This is a genomic window from Streptomyces sp. MUSC 14 (assembly GCF_001866675.1).
In the GTDB taxonomy this organism is placed as follows: Bacteria; Actinomycetota; Actinomycetes; order Streptomycetales; family Streptomycetaceae; genus Streptomyces.
The window spans coordinates 147,966-174,205 of the sequence record NZ_MLYN01000013.1 but is presented as its reverse complement, the minus strand read 5'-3'; the positions used below and the strand labels follow the sequence as shown (position 1 = coordinate 174,205).

Annotated in this window: 21 protein-coding genes; 3 read left to right on the top strand and 18 right to left on the bottom strand. The window is 71.1% G+C overall.

Features of this window, described 5'->3' with window-relative positions:
• Positions 1-13: 13 nt before the first annotated feature.
• Together purU and BIV25_RS06880 are read left to right on the top strand one after the other, a co-directional pair.
• Positions 14-886 (top strand): formyltetrahydrofolate deformylase, encoded by an 873-nt coding sequence (gene purU / locus BIV25_RS06885; protein ID WP_071371253.1) that lies wholly within the window; start codon positions 14-16, stop codon positions 884-886.
• A 120-nt stretch (positions 887-1,006) separates the two neighbouring features.
• Entirely contained in the window at positions 1,007-1,804 is a 798-nt protein-coding gene (locus BIV25_RS06880; protein ID WP_079176468.1) for an IclR family transcriptional regulator, read from the top strand.
• Between the two features lie 28 nt (positions 1,805-1,832).
• On the opposite strand, the gene BIV25_RS06875 is transcribed toward BIV25_RS06880, so the two are convergent.
• From BIV25_RS06875 to betA, 12 genes are all read right to left on the bottom strand, one after another.
• The gene (locus BIV25_RS06875; RefSeq protein WP_071371252.1) at positions 1,833-2,435 is read right to left on the bottom strand and encodes a sarcosine oxidase subunit gamma; all 603 of its coding nucleotides are present in this window, start codon (positions 2,433-2,435) and stop codon (positions 1,833-1,835) included.
• Positions 2,428-5,685 carry a sarcosine oxidase subunit delta family protein gene (locus BIV25_RS06870; RefSeq protein WP_071371251.1) on the bottom strand — a complete coding sequence of 1,086 codons (3,258 nt, stop codon included), beginning with the start codon at positions 5,683-5,685 and terminating at the stop codon, positions 2,428-2,430. The genes BIV25_RS06875 and BIV25_RS06870 overlap by 8 nt, the downstream gene beginning before the upstream one ends.
• 11 nt (positions 5,686-5,696) lie before the next feature.
• Positions 5,697-6,929 carry a sarcosine oxidase subunit beta family protein gene (locus BIV25_RS06865; protein ID WP_071371250.1) on the bottom strand — a complete coding sequence of 411 codons (1,233 nt, stop codon included), beginning with the start codon at positions 6,927-6,929 and terminating at the stop codon, positions 5,697-5,699.
• Positions 6,926-8,209 carry a serine hydroxymethyltransferase gene (glyA, locus tag BIV25_RS06860; RefSeq protein ID WP_071371249.1) on the bottom strand — a complete coding sequence of 428 codons (1,284 nt, stop codon included), beginning with the start codon at positions 8,207-8,209 and terminating at the stop codon, positions 6,926-6,928. Before glyA ends, BIV25_RS06865 begins: the two co-directional genes overlap by 4 nt.
• The gene (locus tag BIV25_RS06855) at positions 8,206-8,781 is read right to left on the bottom strand and encodes a tetrahydrofolate dehydrogenase/cyclohydrolase catalytic domain-containing protein (RefSeq protein WP_071371248.1); all 576 of its coding nucleotides are present in this window, start codon (positions 8,779-8,781) and stop codon (positions 8,206-8,208) included. Before BIV25_RS06855 ends, glyA begins: the two co-directional genes overlap by 4 nt.
• A 21-nt stretch (positions 8,782-8,802) precedes the next feature.
• A complete protein-coding gene (locus BIV25_RS06850) occupies positions 8,803-11,241 on the bottom strand; it encodes an FAD-dependent oxidoreductase (protein ID WP_071371247.1) in 2,439 nt (812 codons plus the stop codon).
• A gap of 221 nt (positions 11,242-11,462) precedes the next feature.
• Entirely contained in the window at positions 11,463-12,428 is a 966-nt protein-coding gene (locus tag BIV25_RS06845) for an ABC transporter substrate-binding protein (protein WP_071371246.1), read from the bottom strand.
• Positions 12,429-12,441: 13 nt separating this feature from the next.
• Positions 12,442-14,418: a proline/glycine betaine ABC transporter permease gene (locus BIV25_RS06840; protein ID WP_071371375.1), complete on the bottom strand. Its 1,977-nt coding sequence runs from the start codon at positions 14,416-14,418 to the stop codon at positions 12,442-12,444.
• Positions 14,418-15,509: a glycine betaine/L-proline ABC transporter ATP-binding protein gene (locus BIV25_RS06835; RefSeq protein WP_071371245.1), complete on the bottom strand. Its 1,092-nt coding sequence runs from the start codon at positions 15,507-15,509 to the stop codon at positions 14,418-14,420. The genes BIV25_RS06840 and BIV25_RS06835 overlap by 1 nt, the downstream gene beginning before the upstream one ends.
• Before the next feature lie 20 nt (positions 15,510-15,529).
• Positions 15,530-16,999, bottom strand: coding sequence for an aldehyde dehydrogenase family protein (locus BIV25_RS06830; RefSeq protein WP_071371244.1), 1,470 nt, complete (start codon positions 16,997-16,999; stop codon positions 15,530-15,532).
• Positions 17,000-17,110: 111 nt separating this feature from the next.
• Positions 17,111-17,947: a 5,10-methylenetetrahydrofolate reductase gene (locus BIV25_RS06825; protein ID WP_071371243.1), complete on the bottom strand. Its 837-nt coding sequence runs from the start codon at positions 17,945-17,947 to the stop codon at positions 17,111-17,113.
• A 3-nt stretch (positions 17,948-17,950) separates the two neighbouring features.
• Complete coding sequence (betA, locus tag BIV25_RS06820; protein WP_071371242.1) at positions 17,951-19,621, bottom strand: choline dehydrogenase; 1,671 nt, start codon at positions 19,619-19,621, stop codon at positions 17,951-17,953.
• Positions 19,622-19,775: 154 nt separating this feature from the next.
• Here betA and BIV25_RS06815 point away from each other — a divergent pair, with 154 nt between their 5' ends.
• Positions 19,776-20,573 carry an IclR family transcriptional regulator gene (locus tag BIV25_RS06815; RefSeq protein ID WP_071371241.1) on the top strand — a complete coding sequence of 266 codons (798 nt, stop codon included), beginning with the start codon at positions 19,776-19,778 and terminating at the stop codon, positions 20,571-20,573.
• Between the two features lie 66 nt (positions 20,574-20,639).
• Here the strand turns inward: BIV25_RS06815 and BIV25_RS06810 are convergent, their stop codons facing one another.
• The 6 genes from BIV25_RS06810 to msrA all read right to left on the bottom strand — a co-directional run bounded on the left by BIV25_RS06810 (position 20,640) and on the right by msrA (position 26,232).
• Complete coding sequence (locus tag BIV25_RS06810; protein ID WP_071371240.1) at positions 20,640-21,773, bottom strand: aromatic ring-hydroxylating dioxygenase subunit alpha; 1,134 nt, start codon at positions 21,771-21,773, stop codon at positions 20,640-20,642.
• 87 nt (positions 21,774-21,860) lie between these two features.
• Positions 21,861-23,030, bottom strand: coding sequence for an NAD(P)/FAD-dependent oxidoreductase (locus BIV25_RS06805; RefSeq protein WP_071371239.1), 1,170 nt, complete (start codon positions 23,028-23,030; stop codon positions 21,861-21,863).
• A complete protein-coding gene (locus BIV25_RS06800) occupies positions 23,027-23,389 on the bottom strand; it encodes a bifunctional 3-phenylpropionate/cinnamic acid dioxygenase ferredoxin subunit (protein WP_071371238.1) in 363 nt (120 codons plus the stop codon). The genes BIV25_RS06805 and BIV25_RS06800 overlap by 4 nt, the downstream gene beginning before the upstream one ends.
• A gap of 258 nt (positions 23,390-23,647) precedes the next feature.
• Positions 23,648-24,280, bottom strand: a complete 633-nt coding sequence (locus BIV25_RS06795; RefSeq protein WP_071371237.1) for an MBL fold metallo-hydrolase — start codon at positions 24,278-24,280, stop codon at positions 23,648-23,650.
• Complete coding sequence (locus tag BIV25_RS06790; RefSeq protein ID WP_071371236.1) at positions 24,280-25,365, bottom strand: S-(hydroxymethyl)mycothiol dehydrogenase; 1,086 nt, start codon at positions 25,363-25,365, stop codon at positions 24,280-24,282. Before BIV25_RS06790 ends, BIV25_RS06795 begins: the two co-directional genes overlap by 1 nt.
• A gap of 360 nt (positions 25,366-25,725) precedes the next feature.
• The gene (msrA, locus tag BIV25_RS06785; RefSeq protein ID WP_071371235.1) at positions 25,726-26,232 is read right to left on the bottom strand and encodes a peptide-methionine (S)-S-oxide reductase MsrA; all 507 of its coding nucleotides are present in this window, start codon (positions 26,230-26,232) and stop codon (positions 25,726-25,728) included.
• Positions 26,233-26,240 lie beyond the last annotated feature (8 nt).

Below are 26,240 nucleotides of genomic sequence, written 5' to 3'. Positions count from 1 at the left end.
CAAGGGAGATGTCATGTCCCCTCGACCGCAGCCGGGCCGCGAGTTCGTCCTCACTCTTTCGTGCCCCGACCGGGCCGGTCTCGTCCACGCCGTGAGCTCCTTCCTCGTCACCCACTCCGGCAACATCCTGGAGAGCCAGCAGTTCGACGACCGGCTTCAGGACCGCTTCTTCATGCGGGTGCACTTCGACGTCTCGGACCCGGGCGTCTCGCCGGAGGACCTGCGCACCGGCTTCGGGCCGGTCGCCGAGGCGTACCGGATCACGTGGCAGCTGCACGACGCCTCGACCCCGACCCGCACACTGGTCATGGTCTCGAAGTTCGGTCACTGCCTGAACGACCTGCTCTTCCGCACATCCACGGGCGCGCTCAACATCGAGATCCCGGCGATCGTCTCCAACCACCGCGACTTCGAGGCGCTGGCGCGGAACTACGGCGTCCCCTTCCACCACATCCCGGTGACGCCACAGACCAAGGCGGAGGCGGAGGCCCGGCTGCTCCGGCTCGTCGACGAGCTGGACGTCGGCCTCGTGGTCCTCGCCCGGTACATGCAGATCCTCTCCGACGACCTGTGCAAGAAGCTCGACGGCCGGGCCATCAACATCCACCACTCCTTCCTGCCGAGCTTCAAGGGGGCGAAGCCCTACGTCCAGGCGCACCAGCGCGGCGTCAAGCTCGTGGGGGCCACGGCGCACTACGTCACGCCCGATCTCGACGAGGGCCCGATCATCGAGCAGGACGTCGTCCGGGTGCACCACCGGCACGCCCCGGACGAACTGGTCGCGCTCGGGCGTGACGTCGAGGCCCAGGTGCTCGCCCGCGCCGTGGAGTGGCACAGCGAGAGCCGCGTACTGGTCAACGGCCACTGCACCGTCGTCTTCCGCTGACGGGAGGGGCGGCGGCGCACACCGGAACCGCGGACCCAGGTCTCCGCGGACAGTACTGTGCCGTGGTATGCCTTCGCCTCAGGGGCGGGACACCGGGACATCGATGCGTATAGTTGCGCCATGAGCAACTACACAGCAGATGGCGAAACAACAGGCCCCGCTGTGAACGGGGTGCAGTCCGTCGACCGTGCCGTCAGCGTCCTGGAGATCCTCGCCCGGCGCGGCGAGGCGGGCGTCAGCGAGGTCGCCGCCGAGATCGACGTCCACAAGTCGACCGCGTTCCGCCTGCTCGGCGCACTTGAGGCACGCGGCCTGGTCGAGCAGGCGGTCGAGCGGGGCAAGTACCGGCTGGGTTTCGGAATCGTACGTCTCGCGGGCGCGGTCACGGGCCGGCTCGACGTCACCCAGCAGGGCCGGGCGGTGTGCGAGCGGCTGATAGACGAGATCGGCGAGACCGTCAACATCGCCGTCCTCCAGGAGCATTACGCGGTCAACCTCTACCAGGTACGCGGCCCTGGCGCGGTCGGCACGCACAACTGGGTCGGGCAGCTCACCCCGGTGCACGCCACCTCCAGCGGCAAGATCCTGCTGGCCCATCTGCCGGCGGAGCCGCGCGCCCGGGTGCTCGCGGCGTCCGGCCTGCGGAAGCTGACGCCGCACACCCTGACCTCGAGGACGAAGCTGGAGAAGAACCTCACCGAGGCGCGCGAGCGCGGCTACGCGGTGACGCTGGAGGAGCTGGAGATCGGCCTGCACGCCGTCGCGGCCCCGATCCGCTCGCACGACGGCGAGGTCATCGCCGCCCTCAGCGCGTCGGGGCCGGCGTACCGCTTCACCGAGGAACGCCTCCACGAACTCGCACCGGCCCTGCTCAAGGGCGCGCAGGAGATCAGCCACCGGATGGGGTACCTGGGCTGACCCGCGAGCGGCGCCGGTGCGCGGTCGCTCACCCGTACTCTACGGCCGCGTCCAGCAGCCACTCTGTCAGATAGCCGGCGAACGAGGAGCGCACCAGGATCCAGAAGCCCGCCCTGGTCTCGTCGCGGGCGACGAGGATGATGTGGGCGCGGGCCAGGGTCGTCTGGGCGCAGCGGCCCGGTCCGAAGGTGCTCGGGTGCAGGTCCAGCGCGCAGCCGTGGGCGAGCAGGTCGCGGGCGCGGGGGCCGGTGACCAGGAGGGTGGTGCGCTGGGCGGAGACGTCGGTGACCGAGACGTGCTCGTCGCCGGCCGCCGCGCGGATCCGGCCCTCCAGCTCCTGCTGGGCACCGGGCTGTCCCACCACCAGCCATTCGTCCGGGCCGAGCCACACCACGGTGAACTCGCCCGCGCGGACGACCGTGTCGGGTTCCAGGGGCAGGGGGAGCCCGAGCGCGAGGCCTACGGCGTCCGCCGCCGGGCTCTTGGCGTCGAGGCGGACGTTCACCTGGGCCAGGAAGGGGACCTCGGCCAGGCGGACCGCGCCCCCAAAGGAGCGCGTCGCGGCGGCCAGGCGGCCTGCCGCGTGCGCCAGCGGGCTGCGCGGCCGGGCGGTCGGGGCGGTGTCAGCCATCGCGGCGGGCTCCCTCGGGGTCGTAGAGGACGGGACTGGCGACGGTCACCGGGAACAGCCGGTCGCCGACGGGCGCGTAGAGGCGTTCGCCGATACGCTCGCGGCCGCCCTTGACCAGGGCGAGCGCGAAGGTCCGGTCGAGCGCCGCGCTGCGGTAGCTGGAGGTGACGTGGCCGAGCATCGGCACGGGCGGGGCGGGCAGTTCGCTCTCGGCGACCAGCTGGGTGCCTTCGGGGAGGAGCACGCCGCTGTCGTCGGGGAGCAGGGCGACCAGGTGCTTGCGGTCGGGGCGGACGGCGTCGGCGCGAGCGTGGGAGCGCTTGCCGATGAAGTCGCGCTTCTTCTTGGACACCGCCCAGCCCATGCCGAGGTCCTGCGGGGTGACCGTGCCGTCCGTGTCCTGGCCGACGATCGGGTAGCCCTTCTCGGCGCGCAGGACGTGCATGGTCTCGGTGCCGTACGGGGTGATTCCGTAGGGGGCGCCCACCTCGTCCAGCGCCTCCCACAGCGTGCGGGCGTGCCACGGCGACACGTTGATCTCGTAGGCGAGTTCGCCGGAGAAGCTGATCCGGCACACGCGCGCCGCGATGCCGGCGACGGTCGTGTCACGCCAGGCCATGAACGGGAAGTCGTCGTTGGACACGGCCAGTCGGGGTGCGAGCGAGCCGAGGACCGCGCGGGACCCGGGGCCGACGAGGGCGACGGTGGCCCACTGCTCGGTCACCGACGTGCAGTGCACCCGCAGGTCGGGCCATTCGGTCTGGAGCCACTCCTCCATCCAGTCCAGGACGGCCGCCGCGTTGCCGGTCGTGGTGGTGACGAGGAAGCGGTCCTGGGCCAGCCGGATGACGGTGCCGTCGTCGAAGACCATGCCGTCCGGGCGGCACATCACGCCGTAGCGGATCAGGCCGGTCTTCAGGGTGCTCATCATGTTGGTGTAGAGCAGGTCGAGGAAGCGTGCGGCGTCCGGGCCCTGCACATCGATCTTGCCGAGGGTGGAGGCGTCCATGAAGGCCACGCCCTCGCGGGCGGCGCGGCACTCGCGCAGCACCGCGCTGTCCCTGTCCTCGCCGGCTCTGGGGTAGTACCAGGGCCGCTTCCACTGGCCGACGTCCTCGAAGAGCGCGCCGTGCTCGACGTGCCAACTGTGCAGGGCGGTCGTACGGATCGGGTCGTGCAGCGCGCCGCGGTCGCGGCCGGCGAAGGTGGCGAAGGAGACGGGGGTGTACGGCGGCCGGAACGTGGGCAGGCCGAGCGCCGAGATGTCGAGGCCGAGGAGTTCGGCGACGACCCCGCTCGTCAGGACGCCACCCGTCCTGCCCTGGTCGGCGGCCGTGCCGGCCGTGGTGTAGCGCTTGGTGTGCTCGACCGAGTGCAGGCCCGCTCCGGTGGCCCGCGCCAGGTCGTCGACCGTGACGTCACGCTGGAGGTCGACGAAGCGGGGGGCGCCGGTGTCGGTGGGCACGGTGAAGACCTGCATGGGCGGGGTGTACGGCGGTGCGGCGACGGCCGGGAGCGCGGGCGCCTCGGCGGTGTAACCCTCCGCCTCGACCGCGCGGGCGCCGGCCGCCGCCCCCTGGGCGAGGACCGCCGCGAGGTCGAAGGCGCCGTTCGCGCTGCCCGAGACCTCGACCGCCTGACGGCAGTGGTCGGGGACGAACGCGCCGAGCACGTCGTCGTACCGCAGCGTGCCGCCCGCCTGGCTGAACAGATGCGCGACCGGGTTCCAGCCGGCGGAGACCAGGAGCAGGTCGACGGCGAACTCCCGCTGACCCGCGCTGTCCTGGCCGTACGGGGCGACGGTCACGGCGGTGAGCCGGGGCGTGCCCCGGGTGCCGGTGACGGCGTGCCCGGCGAGCACCTCGATCCCGGCGGACCGGGCGCGCTCGGCCCACTGCCCCGGCTCGGGCCGGGTGTCGACGATCGCCGCGATGTCCACTCCGGCCGCCGCCAGGTCGAGCGCGGCGGCGTAGGCGCTGTCGTTGGTGGTGAACACGACGGCGTGCCGGCCCGGCACGACGGCGTACCGGTGCAGATACGTCCGGGCCGAGGCGGCCAGCATCACGCCGGGCCGGTCGTTGTCGCCGAAGGCGAGGGAGCGTTCGTGGGCGCCGGTGGCGAGGACGACGCGCCGGGCGCGGATCCGCCAGACGCGCTCGCGGGAGACGTTCGCCGGGGCGTCCGCGCCCAGGTGGTTGGTGCGGCGCTCGACGGCGAGGACGTGGTTGTCGTCGTAGTGGCCGAAGACGGTGGTGCGGGCGAGGACACGGACCTCGGGGGCGGCTTCGAGCCGTGCGTGTGTGGCGTGGACCCAGTCGAGGTGTTCCCCGGTGCCGAGCAGGCTGCCGCCGGGTTCCGGCTGGTCGTCGGCGAGGATGACGCGGGCGCCGCTGTGGGCTGCTGCTGCCGCCGCCGCGAGACCGGCGGGGCCGGCGCCGACGACCAGCAGGTCGCAGTGGGCGTGCACGGCGTCGTAGCGGGCCGGGTCGGGTTCGCCGGCGAGGCGTCCCTGGCCAGGCAGGCTGCGCGCGGCCAGGCCGTCGTAGAGCTCGACGGCCGGGGCGGGGAGCATGGGCTCGGGGAAGGGAGCCTCGATCTGGACGACGGCGTTGGGTTCCTCGACACCGGCCGAGAAGATGCCTCGGGGGCGGCCGAACTTGATGCTCGTGGCGGCTTGGATGACGCCGTTGGCGAGGAGGGCGGAGGCCAGGGTGTCGCCGCGGTAGCCCTGGTATTCGGTGCCGTCGAAGGTGAAGGTGAGGGGGGTGGCACGGTCGATGCGGCCGCCGGTGGGGGTGCGGAAGGGATGGTCGCCCCCGCCGCCCCTGCCCGTCCCGTCCTCCAGGGGCTCTGCCCCTTCGACCCCGCCGGGGGGCTCCGCCCCCTGGACCCCCACCGGCCCTGAACGGGCCTTGTCCTCAATCTCCCCCAGGGGGGGTGCCCCCAGACGGGCTGAATGCAGCTGACGAGGCTCGACAGTCGCCGGACGCGGTTCCCCCGCCCGGTACACCGCCAGGATCTCGTTGGTCGACGTGTCCCGCACCGCGTTGAACCACTTGCGGCAGCCCGCCGCGTGGGTCCAGCGTTCGGCGAACGGACCCTTGGGGTTGGCACGGAAGAAGAGGTAGCGCGCCCACTCCTCGTCACCGAGGGCGGCGGGGTCCTCGGGGTAGGGGACGTGGGCCTGGCCGCCGTAGTGGAACTCGGACTCGTCGCGGGGCCCGCACCACGGGCAGGAGATCAGCATCATGGTCGGGCTCCCTAGTGGGCCACGGCGGCAGCGCCGTGTTCGTCGACGAGCGCGCCGGTGGTGAAACGGTCGAGCGAGAACGGGGCGTTCAGTGTGTGCGGTGCGTCGTGGGCGATGGTGTGGGCGTACACCCAGCCGACGCCCGGGGTGGCCTTGAAACCGCCTGTTCCCCAGCCGCAGTTGAGGTAGAGGTTGCCGACCGGGCTGAGGCCGACGACGGGCGAGGCGTCGGGGGTGACGTCCACGATGCCGCCCCAGGTGCGCAGCACGTGGGCGCGGGCGAACACCGGGAAGAGCTCCAGGGCGGCGGACATCTGTTCCTCGATGACGTGGAACGCGCCGCGCTGGGTGTAGGAGTTGTACGCGTCGATGCCCGCGCCCATCACCAGTTCGCCCTTGTGTGCCTGGCTGACGTACACGTGGACCGCGTTGGACATGACGACGGTCGGGTGCACGGGCTCCAGCAGTTCGGAGACGAGTGCCTGCAACGGGTGGCTCTGGAGGGGGAGTTCGATGCCCGCCATGGCGGCGAGGACCGAGGTGTGGCCGGCCGAGCACAGGGCCACCTTGCCGGCCGCGATCGGGCCCCGGGTGGTCTGCACTCCGACCACCCGGCCGCCGGCCACGTCCAGGCCGGTGACCTCGCAGTTCTGGATGATGTCGATACCGGCGGCGTCCGCGGAGCGGGCGAAGCCCCAGGCCACGTAGTCGTGCTTGGCGATGCCGGCGCGCGGCTGGTAGGTGCCGCCCAGGACCGGATAGCGCACGTCGGGCGAGGTGTTGACGATCGGGCAGACCTCTTCGACCTGTTCGGCGTCGAGCCATTCGGCGTCGACTCCGTTGAGCCGGTTGGCCTCGACCCGGCGCACGCTGTCGCGGACGTCCTGGAGGCTGTGGGCGAGGTTCAGCACACCGCGCTGGGAGAAGAGGATCGGATAGTCCAGCTCCTCCTCCAGCCCCTCCCAGAGTGTGAGGGCGTGCTCGTAGATGCCGGCGCTCTCGTCCCACAGGTAGTTGGAGCGGATGATCGTGGTGTTGCGGGCCATGTTGCCGCCCGCGAGCCAGCCCTTCTCCAGGACCGCGACGTCGGTGATGCCGTGGTTCTTCGCCAGGTAGTGGGCGGTGGCCAGGCCGTGCCCGCCGCCGCCCACGATCACGACGTCGTACGACCGCTTGGGCTCGGGGGTGCGCCAGAGGAAGTCCGGGTGGTCGGGCAGGTCGGCGCCGGGGGTGCGGGGGCTCATCGGGCGCCTCCGTCGTGCGAGAGGTGCGGGTAGAGCGGGTGCTTTGCGGCCAGCGCCTCGGTGCGGGCGCGCAGGGCCGGCACGTCCGGCTCGGGCTGGAGGGCCAGGGCGATCACGTCGGCGGCCTCGGTGAAGTCCTCCTCGGTGAAGCCTCGGGTGGCCAGCGCCGGGGTGCCGATGCGCAGCCCGGAGGTGACCATGGGCGGGCGCGGGTCGAAGGGGACGGCGTTGCGGTTGACGGTGATGCCGATCTCGTGGAGGAGGTCCTCGGCGCGTTTGCCGTCGAGTGCGGAGTCCCGCAGGTCCACGAGGACGAGGTGGACGTCCGTGCCGCCTGTCAGCACCCGCACCCCGGCCGCCGCCGCGTCGGGCCGGGTCAGGCGCTCGGCGAGGATGCGGGCGCCGGCGAGCGTGCGGGCCTGGCGCTCGGCGAACCCGGGCGACGCGGCGACCTTGAAGGAGACCGCCTTCGCGGCGATGACGTGTTCCAGGGGGCCGCCCTGCATCCCGGGGAACACGGCCGAGTTGAGCTTCTTGGCGAGGTCGGCGTCGTCGGTGAGGATGACGCCGCCGCGGGGTCCGCCGAGCGTCTTGTGCGTGGTGGTGGTGACCACGTGGGCGTGCGGGACGGGGCTCGGGTGCAGTCCGGCGGCGACGAGGCCCGCGAAGTGCGCCATGTCGACCATGAGGAGCGCTCCGACCTCGTCGGCGATCCGGCGGAACGCCGCGAAGTCCAGCTGCCTCGGGTAGGCCGACCAGCCCGCGATGATCATCTTGGGGCGGTGCTCCTTGGCGAGCCGCTCCACCTCGTCCATGTCCACGAGGTGGTCGGTCTCGGAGACGTGGTACGGCACGACGTTCAGCATCCTGCCGCTGTAGTTGATGCGCATGCCGTGGGTGAGGTGGCCGCCGTGCGCGAGGTCGAGGCCGAGGACGGTGTCGCCGGGCTTCAGCAGGGCGAAGAACACGGCGGTGTTGGCCTGGGCGCCGGAGTGCGGCTGGACGTTGGCGAAGCCGGCGCCGAAGAGGGCCTTGACGCGTTCGATGGCCAGCTTCTCGGTGACGTCCACGTGTTCGCAGCCGCCGTAGTAGCGGCGGCCGGGATAGCCCTCGGCGTACTTGTTGGTCGCGACCGAGCCCTGTGCCTCCATCACGGCGGTGGGGGCGAAGTTCTCGGAGGCGATCATCTCCAGGGTGGACCGCTGGCGGTGCAGTTCGGCCCGGAGCGCGTCGTGGACCTCGGGGTCCAGCTCGGCCAGGGGGGTGTTCAGCGCGTTCATGCGGGGTTCGCGTTCCTCTCGGCGGCCTCGACGACGTTGGCGAGCGGCATCGCCCGGGGCATGGATCCCACGCCCCCGTGCTCGGTGCGGGTGATGCCGACGTCCAGGACGGCGGCGCCGGGGCGCAGCGTGTCCTTGGTGATCGGTCCGGGCGAGCCGGCCGCAGCGACGACGATGTCCGCCTCGCGTACGTGCCGGGCCAGGCCCTCGGTTCCGGTATGGCAGAGGGTGACGGTGATGCCCCGTCCGACGACACGCACCCGGGCCCCGGTGCAGGGCAGCGGGGCGTCGACGCCGAGGACGAGCCGGCCGAGGTCGACCGGGTGGAGTCCGTCGGCGTCCTTGGCCGGCTCCATGCGCGTGAGGACGGCGTTCGCGTCCAGGTGGCGCGGTAGCGGGAACTGGACGATGTACCCGGTGCAGTCCGGGGCGGCGGTGAGCTCGTCGACGACGTCCTCGGCCTGCCGCTGGCCGGCGTCGGCGGGCGGTCGGCGGCGCGGCGGGTCGATGCCCGGGCCCGGGGGCCAGGCCGTGCGGGTGGCCGACCTGGCGTCGAGGAGTTGTGCGGTCACGCGCGGTGCTCCTTCCAGTGCTCAGCCACGCAGGCGGGACATGGTCGGATCGAACAGCGGCTCCTCGGCCACGACCGCCTCGACGCGCTGGTCGAAGTAGCCGATGTGCACCGTGGTGCCGGGGACGGCGAGTTCGGCCGGGAGCCAGGCGTAGGCGATGCCCTTGCCGATGGTGTGGCCGTAGGCGGCGCTGGTGACGTAGCCGACGGCGCGCTCGCCGTCGTACACCGGCTCCTTGCCCATGACGACCGCGCTCGGGTCGTCGACGGTGAGGCAGGACAGCCTGCGCCGTACGTCCGCCCTGCGGCGTTCCAGCGCGGACCTGCCGATGAAGTCGCCCTTGTCGAGCCTGACGGCGAAGCCGACGCCGGCCTCGTAGGGGTCGTGCTCGTAGGTCATGTCGGTTCCGAAGGAGCGGTACCCCTTCTCCAGGCGGAGGCTGTTGAAGGCGCCGCGGCCGGCGATGACGCCACCGAGCGGCTCGGCGGCGGCCCACAGGGTGTCCCACAGCTTCTGGCCCTGGTCGGCGGTGGTGTAGAGCTCCCAGCCCAGCTCGCCGACGTACGACAGGCGCATCGCGGTGACCGGGACGCTGCCGATGTAGGCGTGCCGGGCGCGGAAGTACTTCAGGCCGTCGTTCGTGAAGTCCGCGTCGGTCAGGGGCTGGAGGACGTCTCGGGCGAGCGGGCCCCACAGGCCGACACAGCAGGTGCCGGCGGTGATGTCGCGGACCTGGACCCTGCCGTCGGCGGGCAGGTGCCGGGTGAACCAGTCGAGGTCGAGGTTGCCGTTGGCGCCGATCTGGAAGCGGTCGGGGGCGAGGCGGGCGACGGTGATGTCGCTGCGGATACCGCCGTCGTGGTCCAGCAGCAGTGTGTACGTCACCGAGCCGACGGACTTGGCGACCTTGCCGGTGACCAGGCCCTCCAGGAAGTCGGCGGCGCCGGGGCCGCTGACCTCCAGGCGCTTGAGGGCGGTCATGTCGTACAGGGCGACTCTCTCGCGGGTGACCTGTGCCTCGGCTCCGACGATCGGGGACCAGTAGCGGGCGGCCCAGTCGTTCGGCGTGGGGATCGAACGGCCCTCCACCAGGCCCGCGTTGGCCTCGTACCACTGCGGGCGCTCCCAGCCGTTCGCCTCCAGGAAGAAGGCGCCGTGCTCCTGCTGGCGGGTGTGGAAGGGGCTGGTGCGGATCGGGCGCGGCTTTCCGGACGGCTGGAGGGGGTGGAGGATGTCGTAGACCTCGACGAAGTTCTGGCAGTCGCGGGCCAGGACGTACTCCGGGGACAGCTGGTGCGGCTCGAAGCGGTTGACGTCGCACTCGTGCAGGTCGAAGGAGGAGCAGTGGCCGTCGACCAGCCATTCGGCGACGGCGCGGCCGACGCCCGCGGAGTGGGTGACCCAGACGGCCTCGGCGACCCAGAAGCCCTTGACGTCCGGGGACTCGCCGAGCAGCGGGAAGCCGTCGGTGGTGAAGGAGAACAGACCGTTGATGCCCTCCTCGATCTCGGCCTCGCGGGTCGCCGGGAGAAAGGACCGCGTCTCGGTCCAGGCGTCCGCGAAGTCGTCCTCGGTGAACTTCAGGACCGAGGGCATCTGTTCGGCCTCGTCCACGGAGAGGATGTCGTCCGCGGAGACCGGCATGGGGCGGTGGCCGTAGTAGCCGATGCCGAGGCCGTCGAAGCGGTCGCGGTAGTAGAGGTCGGCGTCCTGGTGGCGCAGGATCGGGCGGACGGCCTCCTCGGTCTGGCCTTTCAGCGCCGGTATCGGGCCGGTCCAGGCGAGTTGGTGGGCGAGCGGGGTGAGCGGCAGGTTCATCCCGGCCATGCGGGCGATCTTCGGGCCCCAGATGCCGGCGCAGCACACGACGATGTCGGCGGGGATCTCGCCCTGGTCGGAGACGACGCCGGTGACGCGGCCGGCGCTCTGCCGGATGTCGAGGACTTCGTGGCGGGCGAGGAAGCGCACGCCGCGCTCGGTGGCCCGGCGGATCTGCGCCTCGACGGCGAGGACGGCCTTGGCGAGTCCGTCGGTCGGGACGAGGAGGCCGCCGAGCACCCGGTCCCGGTTGACCAGCGGGTGCCGCTCGACGCACTCGTCGGGGCTCAGCAGACGGGACTCGATGCCCCAGGCGGTGATCCAGCCGTGGCGGCGGTGCAGTTCGGCGAGGCGCTCGGGGCTGGTCGCCACTTCGAGGCCGCCGACCTGGAGGAAACAGGGCTTGCCGTCGACGTCGAGGGAGCAGAACTTCTCGACGGTGTAGCGGGCGAGCTCCGTCATCGTCTTCGAGGGGTTCGTCTGGAAGACCAGGCCGGGGGCGTGCGAGGAGGAGCCCCCGGTGGCCGGGAGGGGGCCCTGGTCGACCACGGTCACTTCGGTCCAGCCGCGTGCGGAGATCTCGTCCGCCAGGGCCGCTCCCACGACGCCCGCTCCGATGATCACCACTCGGGGTCCCGCCATCGCCAACCTCCGAACTTGAGACCGGTTCAGTTGCTTGGTGCGCAACGCGACGCAGGTTGCGCAACTCAATGTGCCCGCCGTCGAGGAGGGGTGTCAAGGGGGCGGTGACATCGGAAAACCGCCTGAACAGGGGCGGGGAACACGACAGCGCCCGGCAGGCGGTGCGCACACATGCGCACCGCCTGCCGGGCTTGTCGGTTCAGCCCTTGCCCCGCCCCGCGCTACTTGAGCCAGGCGTCGACCTTGTCGCGGTTCGCGTCGACCCACTTCCTGGCTGCCGCGTCGTCCGACATCTTGTCCTGAGCGATGTAGCGGGCGACGGCGTTCTGGTCGTCGTTGGTCCAGTGGAAGTTCTTCACCAGGCGGTACGCCGGGCTGCCCGACGCGGCGAACTGCTTGCTGACGATCTTGTCCAGGTCGTAGACGGGATAGTCGCAGGCGACCTTCGCCGCGTCGGCGTCGCACCCCGTCGTGTACGTCGGCAGGTTGACCTTCACCAGCTGCACCTCGGACATGAACCACTGCGGCTCGTAGAAGTAGCCGATCATCCACTGCTTGTTCTTCTCGGCCGTTCTGAAGGCCTGGATGAGCGCGGTCTCGCTGCCTGCGTACACCACCTTGAAGTTCAGCTTCAGGTTCTTGACCAGGGCCGCGTCATTCGTGACGTACGACGGGTCGCCGTCCAGCAGCTGGCCCTTGCCGCCGGACTCGGAGGTCTTGAACCGGTCCGCGTACTTGTCGAGGTTCTTCCAGTCGAGGATGTCCGGGTGCGCCCTGGCCAGCCACGGCGGGACGTACCAGCCGATGACGCCCCTGTTGCCGGTCGAGCCGGCCTCGACGGCGGTCTTCTGGCCCGCCATGTACTTCTTCTTCAGGTCGTCGTGGCCCCAGTTCTCCAGGACCGCGTCGACCTCGCCGGTCCCGAACCCCTGCCAGGCGATCTCCTCCTTCAGGTCCTTCTTGGTGACCGTGCAGCCGAGGTCGTGCTGGGCGACGTACGCGACGACCGCCGCGTCCGCCTCGTAGCCGATCCAGGGGTTGACGGCCAGGTTGAAGGTGCCGCACGTGCCGTCCGAGCGTTTCGAGCCGGACGAGTTCATGTCGCTGACCTTGGCTCCCGCGCAGGAGGTCAGGGTGAGACAGAGGAGGGTCAGACCGGCCGCGCCGGTGCGCCAGTGTCGTGCCATGGTGTCGTGCTCCTTACGCCCGGGTGCGTCGCGCCGCGGCCTGAGTGATCCGGTCGAACATGACTCCGAGCAGGACGATGGCCAGTCCCGCCGCGAGCCCCTTGCCGTACAACTCGCCCTGCGAGAAGCCGGCGACGACGTCGTAGCCGAGGGCGCCCGCCCCCACCAGACCGCCCACCACGACCATCGACAGCACATAGATCAGCCCCTGGTTGGTCGCGAGCGTCAGGGCGCTGCGGGCCATCGGCAGCTGCACCTTGGTGATGATCTGCCAGGTGTTGCACCCGGCCGAGGTGGCCGCCTCCACGGTCGTCTCGGGGACGTTCCGCACCCCATCCGCGATGATCTTGATCGCGACGGGTGCCGCGTAGACCACGGCCGCCACGATCGCGGTGAACCGGGTGGCGCCGAACAGGGCCAGGAACGGCACGAGATAGACGAAGGGCGGCATGACCTGTGCCGCGTCCAGGGTGGGCCGCACCACCCGGTCCACGAGGGCGCTGCGCCCCATCCACACGCCGAAGACGACGCCGAGCAGCATCACCAGCACAGTGGCCACGGCCGTCGAGGCGAGGGTGGTCATGCTGTCCGACCACACGCCCGTGCCGACCAGCAGCCCGACACAGCAGGCGGCCGTCACCGCGGCCCACCGGCCGCCGAGCACCAGGGCGAGCGCGACCAGGACGATGCCGACGAGCCACCACGGCGAGTCGGTGAGCAGGGTCTGGAACGGATTGAGCAGGCCGTTGGTGAGCACGTCGCGCAGACCGTTGGTCAGTCCCGACACATGGTTCTGGAGCCAGTTGGTCGTGGTGTCGGCCGCGCTCGCGATGTGGCCGCCGACGGTGCCGTTGCCCGGGAACTGTGCCGCCCACACGTAGGTGTGGGACACATAGATCACGAAGCCGAGTCCGATCGCGCCCGCCGCCAGCAGCGGGCGGCGCCACCTGAGCAGCCGGGCGTCGGTGCGGCGGGCCGTCTCGGTGCGCGCGGCGGCGGCCGTGGTGACCCGGTCGAGCACGATCGCCATGACGACGATGGCGAGTCCGGCGTTGAAGGCGGTACCGACGTCGAGGGACTGGAGGGCCTGGACGACGGTCTTGCCGAGGCCGGGCGCGTCGATCAGGGCGGCGATGGTCACCATGGCGAGGGCGGCCATGATGGTCTGGTTCACGCCCATGACGACGGTGCGCCTGGACATCGGCAGCAGCACTTTGACCAGTTGCTGCATGCGTGTGGTGCCGAGCGAGTCCGCCGCCTCGACGGTGGTCTCGGGCACGGAGCGGATGGCGTGCGCGGTGATGCGGATGGCGGGCGGTGCCGCGTAGATCACCGTGGTGATCACGGCGGAGGCGCCGCCGATGAGGAAGATCAGGGTCAGCGGGGCGAGGTAGACGAAGGTCGGCATCGTCTGCATGAAGTCCAGGAAGGGCGTCATGATCCGGTGGAACCGGTCGGACAGCCCCGCCCACACGCCGAGCGGGATCCCGATGGGCAGCGCCACGAGGACCGCCGACAGGGTCAGCGCCAGGGTGTCCATGCTCTCCTGCCACAGCCCCTGCAAGCCGAAGAAGGTGAAGCCGGCCACGGCCAGCAGCGCGACCCGCCAGTTGCCCACGGCCCAGGAGACGTAGCCGGTGATGCCGACGACGCCGAGCCAGCCGATCTGCGGGACCGGGCGGGCGCCGACCGGTTGGGAGATCAGCTGCTGGACGAAGGTCACCAGGTGGTCGATGGCCAGCCGGATCTCGTTGAAGAAGTACAGGAAGAGCGGGTTGGAGTCGCGGTTGGCGCCGATGGTGTCGTTGACGTCGTTCAGCCAGCGGTGCAGTCCGGTGAGGTCGGCCGCCGCGAGGGTCAGCGTCTGCCGGCCGCGCAGCACGGCGAAGAGCACCAGCCAGCCGACCAGGACGGCGGCCACCACCACCGGGCGGCTGACCTTCTCGCGCAGCGGGGTGACCGACGCGGTCGCGTCGGCGGCGACGGCCATCACGCACCGCCTTCGGCACCGGCGACGACGGAGAGGATCTCCTCGTCGCCGACGATGCCGAGCAGCTTGCCGCCCTCGACGACCTTGACCGGCTTCTCGGCGGCCAGCACCGCCCGGGTGGCCTCGCGCACCACGACGTCCGGCCCCAACTCGGGCCCGTCGAGGGCGTCTTCGGGCTCGGCGGGGCGCATGATCCAGCGCAGGGTGAGGACGTCGCCGCGCGGCACGTCCCGCACGAAGTCCCGTACGTAGTCGTCGGCAGGGGCGCCGACCAGTTCGTCCCCGGTGCCGCACTGCACCGTCCTGCCGTCGCGCATGATCAGGATGCGGTCGCCCAGTTTGAGGGCCTCGGAGAGGTCATGGGTGATGAACACCATGGTCTTGCCGACCTCGTGGTGCAGCCGGACGACCTCGCTCTGCATGTCACGGCGGATCAGCGGGTCGAGCGCCGAGAACGGCTCGTCGAAGAAGAGGACGTCGGGGTCGCCGGCGAGGGCGCGGGCGAGGCCGACACGCTGCTGCATACCGCCGGAGAGCTGGTCGGGGTAGGAGTTCTCGTATCCCGAGAGACCCACCAACTCGACGGTCTCCAGGGCCCGTCGGACACGCTCGGCCCTGCTCATGCCGCGGATCTCCAGCCCGAAGGCCACGTTGTCCACGACCTTGCGGTGCGGCAGCAGGCCGAAGTGCTGGAAGACCATGGAGAACTTGCTGCGCCGCATCTCGCGCAGCCGCCGGGAATCGGCGCCGCGGATGTCCTCGCCCTCGAAGACGACCTCGCCCGCGGTGGGTTCGATCAGCCGGGTGAGACAGCGCACCAGGGTGGACTTGCCCGAGCCGGACAGTCCCATGACGACGAACACCTCGCCGGGCGACACCTCGAAGCTCACGTCCCGTACGGCGGCGGTGCAGCCGGTGCGGTCCATCAGCTCGCGGCGGGTGAGTCCGCACAGCTCCGCGGAGCCCGGCACCTCGTCGGCCTTCGGCCCGAACACCTTCCACAGCCGGCGCACGGAGACGACGGGGGTGCGGTCCTGGGGGTCCTCGGACGTGTCGCGCCGCTGCGACGCCTCGGTCTGTGCTGGGGCCATGGTCGACCTCTCTTCGGCGTTCAGCCGCGGAACCAGTGCTGCGGCCGGGGTTGGATGTTCTGCCAGACGTGCTTGGGCTCCCGGTATTCGTCGAGGCCGGTCGGCCCCAGCTCACGGCCCACGCCGGAGTGCCCGAACCCACCCCACTCCGCCTGCGGCACATAGGGGTGGTAGTCGTTGATCCACACGGTGCCGTGCCGCAGCCGGCGGGCGACCCGCTGCGCCTTGCCCGCGTCCTGTGTCCACACGGCCCCCGCGAGGCCGTACTCCGTGTCGTTGGCGATGCGCACGGCGTCGTCCTCGTCACGGAAGCTCTCGACGGTGAGCACGGGTCCGAAGGACTCCTCGTGCACCACGCGCATGTCCTGCCGGCACGCGTCCAGGACGGTCGGCGGGTAGTAGAAGCCGCCTGCCAGCGCCGGATCGTCGGGACGTGTCCCGCCGCAGCGCAGTACGGCGCCCTCGGCGAGGCCCGCCGCGACGTACGCCTCGACCTTCTCCCGGTGCCGCGCGGAGATCAGCGGCCCGGTCTCCGCCCCGGGGTCGAAGGGCCCGCCGAGGCGGATCAGGCAGGCGCGGCGTACGACCTCGTCCACGAAGGCGTCGTGCAGCGAGTCCTGCACGATCAGCCGGGCACCGGCCGAGCAGACCTGCCCGGAGTGCAGGAAGACGGCGGTGAGCGCGAAGTCGACGGCCGTCTCGACGTCGGCGTCGGCGAAGACCACGTTGGGGTTCTTGCCGCCGAGTTCGAGCGCGACCTTCTTCACCGTCGCCGCGGCGGTCGCCATGATGTGCCGTCCGGTGTCCAGGCCTCCGGTGAACGACACCATGTCGACGGCCGGGTCCTCGGCCAGCGGTGCGCCCGCCTCGGCTCCGGCGCCCAGGACGAGGTTGGCGGCGCCTGCGGGCAGTCCGGCCTCCTCCAGCGCCTTCATCAGCAGGATCGCGGTGGAGGGCGTCAGTTCGCTGGGTTTGAGGACGATCGTGTTACCCGCCAGCAGGGCCGGGGCGACCTTCCACGAGGCCTGCAGCAGGGGGTAGTTCCAGGGGGTGATCAGTCCGCAGACGCCGACCGGCTCGTACACGACCCGGCTGAGGGCGTCGTCGCGGCCGGTGTCGATCACCCGGCCGGCGCCGGTGCCGGCGATGCCGCCGTAGTAGCGCAGGCAGGAGACGACGTCGGCGATGTCGTACTCGCTCTCGACCAGGCGCTTGCCGGTGTCGAGGGACTCGGCGCGGGCGAACTCCTTGGCGTCGCGCTCGATGACATCGGCGGTGCGCAGCAGCAGCGCGCCGCGTTCGCGCTCGGGGGTGCCGGGCCAGGGGCCGTCGTCGAAGGCCCGCCGGGCCGCGGCGATCGCCGCCCCGGTGTCGGGGCGGGTGCCTTCCGAGACCGTCGCGACGAGCGTGCCGTCCGCCGGACAGCGGATCTCGCGGTGACCGCCGGCCACCGGATCACGCCATTCTCCGGCCACATACAGATCTGCCATGCGACGCGCCCTTCGAACCGAATCCGTTGCGCATTGTGCATTGCATTGCTTGTGGTGGAACACCCTGGCCGAATGCCCGGCACCCGTCAAGGGGTCGGTCGACCGCGATTCTCAGCCGCCCAGCCGGTCCAGCAGGGCACGCCGCCAACACTCCGTCTCGGCCAGCTGGTTGAAGGTGAACAGATGCAGACCGGCCACCGCGGCCGACGGCCCGGTCAGCGCCTGCGCGCCCCGGGTGAGCAGCCGCTCGGGGACATAGCCGCCGGGTGCCGCGAACCGCAGGAACCAGGCAGGGTGCCGGGCGAGGAAGCGCGTCGACTCCCCCACCCCGATCCTCGTCGCCGTGGCCATCAGCTTCGCGCGCTGCACGGGCCCGGCGACGCCTACGTACACGGGGAGGGTGATGTCGCGCCGCCGGATCCGGGTGATCCAGTCGCCGAGCACCCGCGGGTCGAAGCACAGGTTGCTGACGATGTACGTCGCGTGCGTGCGCTTGTCCCACATCGACCGGACGGTGATGTCGTCGTGGATGAGGGGATGGCTCTCCGGGTAGCCGGTGATGCCCAACTCCCGGAAGGGATTGCCCAGTTCGGTCAGCCTGCGCAGCACCGGGAGCGCGCCCTCGTACGGTCCGGCCGGCGGGTCGGCGTCGCCCGCCGGTACGAAGAGGTCGTCGATCCCCGTGGCGCGCAGCCGTTCGGCGACGTCCTTCAGGTGCGCGTCGTCCCGCAGCAGCCGTGCGGGGAGGTGCGGGACGACGCGGTAACCGTGTGCCGCGAGCCGCTCGGTGAGGGCGAGTGTCGGTTCCAGCCCCTTGACCGGCGACGCCGTGACCGTGACCACGATGTCGCGGGGCACATGGGCGAGGACCTTCTCCTCCGTAGCCCGTGCCGGCAGCACCTCGTAGCGGACGCGGCCGAGCAGGGCCCGCAGTGCCTCGGCGGCCATCGGCTACCCGGCCTGTGTCCGGGCGTCGCCGTGCCGGTAGTACACGGCCTTGGAGGGCTCCAGCGGCTCCCGGCCGAGAATGATGTCGGCGGCCTTCTCGGCGACCATCATCACCGGCGCGTAGATGTTGCCGTTGGTGACGTAGGGCATCACCGAGGCGTCCACCACGCGCAGTCCGTCCACGCCGTGCACCCGCAGGGTCAGCGGGTCGACGACGGCCATGTCGTCGGTGCCCATCTTGCAGGTGCAGGAGGGGTGCAGGGCCGTCTCGCCCTCCTTGGCGACCCAGGCGAGGATCTCCTCGTCGGTGTCGACGGAGGGTCCGGGCGAGACCTCGCCGCCGTTGTAGGAGGCCAGCGCGGGCTGGTTGAGGATCCGGCGGGCGACGCGGATCGCCTCGACCCACTCGCGGCGGTCCTGCTCGGTGGAGAGGTAGTTGAAGCGCAGCGCGGGCTTGACCCGCGGGTCCCTGCTCCTGATCTTCACCGAGCCGAGCGCGTCGGAGTACATGGGCCCGACGTGCACCTGATAGCCGTGGCCGCCGGCCGGCGAGGAGCCGTCGTAGCGGACCGCGACCGGCAGGAAGTGGAACATCAGGTTGGGGTAGTCCACGTCCTCGTTGCTGCGGGCGAAGCCGCCGGCCTCGAAGTGGTTGGTGGCCGCCGGCCCCGTGCGGAACAGCCATTGCAGGCCGATGAAGGGCGCGCGCCACTTCGCCATGTACGGCTGCATGGAGACGGGCCGCTTGCAGGCGTACTGGACGTACACCTCCAGGTGGTCCTGCATGTTCTCGCCGACGCCCGGCAGGTCGTGGACGACGTCGATGCCGAGGGCGGACAGCTCGGCGGCGTTGCCGACGCCGGAGAGCTGGAGCAGCTGGGGCGAGTTGATCGCGCCGCCGCACAGGATGACCTCGCCGGCCCGGACCTGCCGGGGTGCGCCCTTGCCGCGCCGGTACTCGACGCCGACCGCGCGTCTGCCCTCGAAGAGCACCCGGGTGACGAGCGCGCGGGTGTGCACGGTGAGGTTCGGCCGCTTCATCGCGGGCTTGAGGTAGGCCTTCGCGGCCGACAGCCGCCGTCCGCGGTGGACGTTGCGGTCGAACTTGGCGAAGCCCTCCTGCCGGTAGCCGTTGACGTCGTCGGTGGGCGCGTAGCCCGCCTCCTGGGTGGCCTTGAGGAAGGCGCCGAAGAGCGGGTTCGTCGCCGGGCCGCGCTCCAGGACGAGGGGGCCGTCGTGGCCGCGGAACTCGTCGTCCGGGTCGGCCGCCAGACAGTTCTCCATCCGGCGGAAGTACGGCAGACAGTGGGCGTAGTCCCAGGTCTCCATGCCGGGGTCGGCGGCCCAGCGCTCGTAGTCCATGGGATTGCCGCGCTGGAAGATCATGCCGTTGATGCTGCTGGAGCCGCCGAGCACCTTGCCGCGGGCGTGGTAGATGCGCCGGCCGCCCATGTGCGGCTCGGGTTCGGACTCGTACTTCCAGTCGTAGAAGCGGCTGCCTATGGGGTAGGTGAGGGCCGCGGGCATGTGGATGAAGACGTCCCAGGGGTAGTCGGAGCGGCCCGCCTCCAGGACGAGCACACGGTTTCCGGGGTCGGCCGACAGCCGGTTCGCCAGTGCGCTGCCGGCCGATCCACCGCCGACGATGACGAAGTCGTAGTGCAGAGGAGCCATGTGTCCGCCTCGTCTCGCTCGCGCCGTCGTGATGCGCGGCATGCTAGTACGGGTGTCGCAATGTGCACCAGGTTGCGAACAACGCAACTTGTAAGATCCTTGTTCACGCCGCGTTACGTGAATGCCCGTTGTTTACTGCGCGTATAGTTCCGTTATGAGCAACTACAGTCCGGATACCGGAACGAGCGGAACGCAGTCCGGCGGAGTGCAGTCCGTCGACCGGGCCATCAGCGTCCTGGAGATCCTCGCGCAGCGTGGCGAGGCGGGGGTGAGCGAGGTGGCCGCCGAGATCGATGTGCACAAGTCGACCGCGTTCCGCCTGCTCGGCGCCCTGGAGGCGCGCGGCCTGGTGGAGCAGTCGGGCGAACGGGGCAAATACTCCCTCGGTTTCGGCATCGTACGCCTGGCCGGCGCCGTCACAGCGCGTATCGACATCACCCAGCAGAGCCGGCCGGTGTGCGAGCGGCTGGCCGAGGAGATCGGCGAGACGGTCAACATCGCCGTGCTGCAGGAGCACTACGCGATCAACCTCTACCAGGTGCGCGGCCAAGCCGCCGTCACCGCGCACAACTGGGTCGGCCAGCTGACCCCGCCGCACGCCACCTCCAGCGGCAAGATCATGCTGGCCCACCTGCCCGCGAAGGAGCGCGCCGCGCTGCTGACGGAGACGGGCCAGAAGAAACTGACCCCGCGCACGATCTCCTCGAAGGCGAAGCTGGAGAAGAACCTCACCGAGGCCCGCGAGCGCGGTTACGCCTGGACGCTGGAGGAGCTGGAGATCGGGCTGCACGCCATGGCAGCGCCGATCCGGGACCGGGACGGCCGGGTCATCGCCTCGATCAGCGCGTCCGGGCCCGCGTACCGGTTCACCGAGGAGCGCATGCACGAACTGGCTCCCCTGCTCGTCAAGGGTGCGGAGGAGATCAGCCAGCGGATGGGATACCTGGGCTGATCGCACCCGGCACGACCGCCGTTCGGCCCGCGTTCGCCCCCTGCGCGGGCCACGGGCGGACCCCTTCTACTGCGGCGCGCGTGCGCCGAGGCGCTCGCTCACCCAGTCGTGGAACGCGCCGATGTGGTGCTCGCTGGGGACCAGCACGCCGCCCTTGGCGTAGAGCCGTGAACCCATGCCGGGCTGAGTGCGCTCGCAGGCGTCGAAGTCCTGGCGGTTGACCCGGTCGAAGAGCTCCACGGACCGGCTGACGTCCTTGCCGCTCGCCACGACGTGCGGCAGGTAGAGCCAGTCGCACTCCACGATCGTACGGTCGGCGGCCACCGGGTACATCCGGTGGAAGATCACGTGGTCGGGCACCAGGTTGATGAACACCTGCGGTTTGACGGTGATCGCGTAGTACCGGCGGTCCTGGTCCTCCGACACCCCGGGAATGCGGTCCAGGCCCGCGGAGCCGTCCACGGTGAAGCCCTGGACGTCCGCGCCGAACTCGGCGCCGTGGCCGACGTAGTACTGGGCGGCGTAGCCGTCGGCGAACTCCGGTAGCACTTCGGTGAGTTCGGGGTGGATGGTGGCACAGTGGTAGCACTCCATGAAGTTCTCGATGATGAGCTTCCAGTTCGCCCGCACGTCGTAGACGATCCGCCTGCCCACCGAGAGGTTCGCGATGTCGTAGCGGTCGATCGACTCGACGTCGCCGAGGCGGGTGATCACCTCGCCCATGACGTCCTCCTCGAAGGAGGGCGGGTGCTCCGCGAGGCAGACCCAGACATAGCCGAGCCATTCCCGCACGGCCACGCTCACCAGGCCGTACTCGGTACGGCCGACGTCGGGCATCCTGGTGAGGTTGGGCGCCGCGACGAGCTTGCCCTCCAGGTCGTACGTCCAGGCGTGGTACGGACACTGGAAGGCGCGCTTGACCTCGCCCGACTCCTCGGTGCGGAGTCGGGCTCCGCGGTGCCGGCAGACGTTGAAGTAGGCCCGGACGGACAGGTCCCGGGCGCGGGTGACGAGGATGCTCTCGCGGCCCACGTCGACGGTGCGGAAGGCGCCGGGTTTCGCCAGGTCGGACGAGCGCGCGACACAGAACCACATCGTCTCGAAGATGTGCTCCTGCTCCTGGGCGAAGACACCGGGGTCCGTGTAGGCGGAGCCGGGGAGAGTGGCGATCAGGCTGTCCGGCAGGCTGGTCGAGGTCACGGTGCACTCCTCGGGAAACGTCGTGTTGCGATCAATACATCGATACGTCGCTACGTCGCTACATCAGTACGTCGGTCCGCGGCGGCGTCAGGACCCGGTCGCCACGGAGGCGAGCTGTTTGCGCCAGCGGGTGAACAGCCGCGGCTGGTTCATCCCGAGCACGGCGACCGGCCGGCCCGCCCGCCGGTACACGGCGAGGAAGCTGCGGTCCTCGGTCGAGCCCTCCTCGACCGTCACGTCGTCGGCGCCTGCCGCGTGACCGGCGAACTGGATCTTCACGCCGTACTGGTCCGACCAGAAGTACGCGGGGCGGGGCACACCCGGCCCCCCGGCACCGCCCGCGAGGAGCGTGGCGACGGCGATGTCCGGCCGTTCCAGTGCGCCGGTCCAGTGCTCGACCCGGCGGTGGGCGCCGGTGTGCGGGTCGTACCAGTTGGCGCAGTCGCCCACGGCGACCACCCCGGCCAGGGTCGTGCGGCCGTCGGCGCCGCACTTCACGCCGTTGTCGAGCGCCACGCCGGATCCGTCGAGCCAGTCGACACAGGGCCGGGCGCCCACGCCGACGACGACGATGTCTGCAGGGACGCCGCGGCCGTCCTCAAGCAGCACGGCGTCCACCCGGCGCTCCCCGCCGAGCCCCTTGACGCCCACACCGCACAGCAGACGTACGCCGTGATCGGCGTGCAGGGCGGAGACGATGCCGCCCATGGCCCCGCCGAGCGGCCCGGCCAGCGGCGTCGGGGCCGCCTCGACCACGGTGACGTCGAGGCCGAGGGCGTGCGCGGTGGAGGCGACCTCGGCTCCGATGAACCCGCCGCCGATCACCACCAGCCGTCCGCCCAGGGCGAGTTCGTCACGCAGGGCGCGGGCATCGTCCAGCGTGCGCAGCACATGGACGCCGGCGAGGCCCTCGGTGCCGGGCAGGACGCGGGCGGCGGCGCCGGTGGCGACGACCACGCCGTCGGCGCGGATCGTCCGGCCGTCGGCGAGCCGGATCGCCCGCTCGGCGCGGTCGAGTCCGGTGGCACGGGTGCCGAGCACCCACTCCGCCTGCAGGTCCTCGTCGTCCCGCTCCAGCGCCAGTTCGGCTTCGCCGAGGGTGCCGGCCAGGAACTCCTTGGACAGCGGCGGCCTGTCGTACGGCCGGTGCGACTCCTCGCCGACGAGGACCAGGCGGCCGTCGTAACCCCGCTTGCGCAGCGAGCGCGCGGCCGACAGACCGGCCAGCGAGGCGCCTACGACGGCCACGGTCCTCACGCGACGCCTCCGGCCAGCCGGGCGGAGACGCACGGCGGCAGGTTGGGCGCCGCCGTGGAGAGCCGGACGTACAGCATGCCGTCCTCGACGACGACCTCGTGGGTGCGGACCGGCAGCTTGGCCGGGGGCGCGTCCACGGCACCCGTGCGCAGGTCGAACTTCGAGGCGTGCAGGGGACATTCCACCTCACAGCCCTCCAGCCAGCCGTCGGCGAGCGACGCGTCCTGGTGGGTGCAGGTGTCGTCGACGGCGAAGAGTTCACCGTCGTCGGTGTGGAACACCGCCACGGGCGGGTCGACGTCGAGCCGGTGGGCCTCGCCTCGCGGCAGATCCGCGAGACGGCACGCGGGAATCATCATGACACCTCGGGTGCGTATAGCGAAACGGATTGCGATGAGCGCAACGTCAGTGTGCTGGCGGCGCTGAAGGCTTGTCAAGGCGTCGTATGGGCAGGTTGCGCGGGCCGCGGCGAGGCTGTTCCGGGCATGCCGAAGCGCCCCCGAAAGCACAGGTCAGAGGGGGGAGTCAGGCGTCCGTGAGGCGCGCCTGCGGCCCTGCCGCCGATACCCTCCGCGCTGGGGAGGCACCGGCGGCAGGGCCGCTCAGCGACCGGGCGGTCAGAAGCCGCGGTCGAGCCACTCCTGGAGATGCGGCGCCTCGGCGCCGATGGTGGTGGTGTCGCCGTGACCGGTGTGCACGACGGTGTCGGCCGGCAGGGCGAGGAGGCGCTCGCCGATCGAGCGGATGATGGTCGGGAAGTCGCTGTACGAGCGTCCGGTCGCGCCCGGCCCGCCGGCGAAGAGGGTGTCGCCGCTGAAGAGCGCGGAGAGCCGTGGGGCGTACAGACACACGGCCCCGGGGGCATGGCCAGGGGTGTGCAGCACGGTCAGCTCGGTCCCCGCGACCAGGAGGGACTGCCCGTCGGTCAGCTCGGCGTCGGGCGTCCGGTCGGGATGAGTCTGTTTCCACAGGCCCAGATCGTCGGCGTGCAGCAGGACGGGCGCCCCGGTCCGGGCGGAGAGTTCGGGCGCGGCGTCGATGTGGTCGTTGTGCGCGTGGGTGCACACGATCGCCCGCAGGGCGCGTCCGGCGACGGCCCGGACGACGGCGTCGGCGTCATGGGCGGCGTCGATGACGATCACCTCGGTGTCGTCGCCCACGATCCACACGTTGTTGTCGACGTCCCAGGTACCGCCGTCGAGCGAGAACGTGCCCGAGGTGACGAGGCGTTCGATGCGGGCGCCCGGCATCAGAGGACGACCACCGAGCGCAGGACGTCGCCGTGGTGCATCCGCTCGAACGCCTTCTCCACGTCGTCGAGGGCGATCGTCTCGGTGACGAAGGCGTCCAGGTCGAGCCTGCCCTGGAGATACAGGTCGATCAGCATCGGGAAGTCCCGGGAGGGCAGGCAGTCGCCGTACCAGGACGACTTCAACGCCCCGCCCCGCCCGAACACATCGAGCAGCGGCAGCTCCAGCTTCATCTCCGGCGTCGGCACGCCGACGAGGACGACGGTGCCGGCGAGGTCACGGGCGTAGAAGGCCTGCCGGTACGTCTCCGGGCGCCCCACCGCGTCGATCACGACATCCGCGCCGAAGCCTCCGGTCAGCTCGCGTACGGCGTCGACGGCGTCCGCCTGCCTGGAGTTGACGGTGTGGGTCGCGCCCAGCGTCGTCGCCGTGGCGAGCTTGCGGTCGTCGATGTCGACGGCGATGATCCTCGCCGCGCCCGCCAGCTTCGACCCCGCGATCGCCGCGGCCCCGACCCCACCGCAGCCGATCACGGCGACGGTGTCACCACGGCCGACGTTCCCGGTGTTGATCGCCGCACCCAGACCCGCCATCACGCCGCACCCCAGCAGCCCGGCGGCAGCCGCGGACGCGGCCGGGTCGACCTTCGTGCACTGCCCCGCCGCCACCAGCGTCTTCTCCGCGAACGCACCGATCCCGAGCGCCGGCGACAGCTCCGTGCCGTCGGTCAGCGTCATCCTCTGCTTCGCGTTGTGCGTGTCGAAGCAGTACCACGGCCGCCCGCGCAGACAGGCCCGGCACTGACCGCACACGGCACGCCAGTTGAGGATGACGAAGTCACCGGGAGCGACGTCGGTGACACCCTCCCCCACCGCCTCCACGACACCCGCCGCCTCGTGCCCCAGCAGGAACGGGAAGTCATCGCTGATCCCGCCCTGCCGATAGTGCAGATCGGTGTGGCAGACACCGCAGGCCTCGATCTTGACCAGCGCCTCCCCCGGTCCGGGATCCGGCACGACGATCGTTTCCAGACTGACGGGGGCGCCCTTGCTCATCGCGACGACAGCACGGACCTGCTGAGACATGGCCACTCCTCGGCTGACAGTAGGGATGGTGTCTATGTTGCTCATTACGGCACGCATCTCATGTTCCGCAACACAGCATCGCGGAGGCCGCAGCGGCGGTCAAGAATCAGGACGTGGCGGAGCGGCCGCCGGCGGGCTCTCGTCCGCGACGGGCGAGCGGCCGGGACGGCAGGCGTCGTCGCGGATCCGCCCCAAGTGCGGGGCGACGGCGTGAGGTTGCGGGCAGGCGAGGGCGAGCGTCCGGCTCAAGCCGCCGACCGCTCCATGTGCGACGGCCGCACTGCCGGCGCCGAAGGAGCTCTCGCTACCGCTGGGCGCCGAGGAGGCACGTCACCCTGCCGACGGGTCCGTCAGGGACGTTCACACCCGGCGCGGCAGCTTCCAGTTCGGGCGGGGGAAGTGGCAGGTGTAGCCGTCGGGGTAGCGCTCCAGGTAGTCCTGGTGCTCGGGCTCGGCCTCCCAGAAGTCGCCGACGGGCTCCACTTCGGTGACGACCTTGCCCGGCCAGAGCCCGCTCGCCTCGACATCGGCGATCGTGTCCAGGGCGACGCGGTGCTGCTCCTCGTCGCCGTAGAAGATGGCGGAGCGGTAGCTGCGCCCGATGTCGTTGCCCTGGCGGTCCTTCGTGGTCGGGTCGTGGACCTGGAAGAAGAACTCCAGGACGTCGCGGTAGCTCGTGACCGCCGGGTCGAAGAGGATCTCGATGGCCTCGGCGTGATCGCCGTGGTCGCGGTAGGTGGCGTTCGGCGTGTCCCCGCCGCTGTAGCCGACGCGCGTGGAGACCACGCCCGGCTGCTTGCGGACCAGATCCTGCATGCCCCAGAAACAACCGCCCGCCAGCACGGCCCGCTCGGTTCCCACAGTCATCGATCACT